The sequence below is a fragment of the Maledivibacter halophilus genome, assembly GCF_900167445.1.
In the GTDB taxonomy this organism is placed as follows: Bacteria; Bacillota; Clostridia; order Peptostreptococcales; family Caminicellaceae; genus Maledivibacter; species Maledivibacter halophilus.
In genome coordinates this window covers 1-1,860 of sequence record NZ_FUZT01000039.1, presented here as the reverse complement: position 1 = coordinate 1,860, position 1,860 = coordinate 1, and the positions used below count along the sequence as shown (strand labels likewise).

Below are 1,860 nucleotides of genomic sequence, written 5' to 3'. Positions count from 1 at the left end.
TATAGGCAAGTCTTTCTTCTTAAAAGAAGAAACCTTAATAACGCTTAACTTTTAATTCTTAACTATTTTGAATGTCTTTGGACATTCAAAACCAAACAGTGTAAGGTATTTCTCCTTAGAAAGGAGGTGATCCAGCCGCACCTTCCGATACGGCTACCTTGTTACGACTTCACCCTAGTCACCTATTTCACCTTCGGCAGCTTCCTCTTTAAAAGTTGGATAGCTGACTTCGGGTGCCCTAGGCTCCCATGGTGTGACGGGCGGTGTGTACAAGACCCGGGAACGCATTCACCGCGACATTCTGATCCGCGATTACTAGCAACTCCAACTTCATATGGGCGAGTTGCAGCCCACAATCCGAACTGGGACTGGCTTTTTGGGATTAGCTCCAGATTACTCTTTAGCTGCCCGTTGTACCAGCCATTGTAGCACGTGTGTAGCCCAGAACATAAGGGGCATGATGATTTGACGTCATCCCCACCTTCCTCCGGTTTATCACCGGCAGTCTCTTTAGAGTGCCCAGCTTTACCTGATGGCAACTAAAAACAAGGGTTGCGCTCGTTGCGGGACTTAACCCAACATCTCACGACACGAGCTGACGACAACCATGCACCACCTGTCTCCTTTGTCCCCGAAGGGAAGGGTTCCATTACAAACCTAGCAAAGGGATGTCAAGTCCTGGTAAGGTTCTTCGCGTTGCTTCGAATTAAACCACATGCTCCGCTGCTTGTGCGGGTCCCCGTCAATTCCTTTGAGTTTCAGTCTTGCGACCGTACTCCCCAGGCGGAGTGCTTAATGCGTTAACTCCGGCACCGAGGGTGTGAACCCCCGACACCTAGCACTCATCGTTTACGGCGTGGACTACCAGGGTATCTAATCCTGTTCGCTCCCCACGCTTTCGTGCCTCAGCGTCAGTTGCAGTCCAGAGAGTCGCCTTCGCCACTGGTGTTCCTCCTAATATCTACGCATTTCACCGCTACACTAGGAATTCCACTCTCCTCTCCTGCACTCAAGCCATACAGTTCCAAAGGCTTACTACGGTTAAGCCGTAGCCTTTAACCTCTGGCTTGCCTGGCCGCCTACGCACCCTTTACGCCCAGTGATTCCGGATAACGCTCGCCCCCTACGTATTACCGCGGCTGCTGGCACGTAGTTAGCCGGGGCTTCCTCCTAAGGTACCGTCATTTTTCTTCCCTTAGGACAGAGCTTTACGACCCGAAGGCCTTCTTCGCTCACGCGGCGTTGCTGCATCAGGGTTTCCCCCATTGTGCAATATTCCCCACTGCTGCCTCCCGTAGGAGTCTGGACCGTGTCTCAGTTCCAGTGTGGCCGATCACCCTCTCAGGTCGGCTACTGATCGTCGCCTTGGTAGGCCTTTACCCTGCCAACTAGCTAATCAGACGCGGGTCCATCCTGTACCACCTGAATTTTGGCCACTGTATCATGCGATACTGTGGTCTTATGAGGTATTAATCACCGTTTCCGGCGGCTATCCCTCTGTACAAGGCAGGTTACCCACGCGTTACTCACCCGTCCGCCGCTTTCCAGCTCTATCTTCTCCCGAAGGATTAGTTAAAGCCTTCTCGCTCGACTTGCATGTGTTAAGCACGCCGCCAGCGTTCATCCTGAGCCAGGATCAAACTCTTAAATAAAATTTTCGGGTTTGACCTTTTATTGGTCAGGCTAAACGTTGACTTTTACATCAATCGTTCAACATGTTTTTTATCCTTACACTGTTCAGTTTTCAATGTCCAAAGTTAAATTTGTCGTTCGTTGCCGACTTACTTATATTATCATGTCTTTTGCTTAATGTCAATATATTTTTATTGCTATTTCACTTGAAACCCGCTGGGTTTTTAG

1 rRNA gene is annotated in these 1,860 nt (G+C 49.8%); it reads right to left on the bottom strand.

Annotated elements, in window-relative coordinates:
* Window positions 1–119 precede the first annotated feature (119 nt).
* Window positions 120–1,652, bottom strand: a 16S ribosomal RNA gene (locus tag B5X81_RS26950).
* Window positions 1,653–1,860 lie beyond the last annotated feature (208 nt).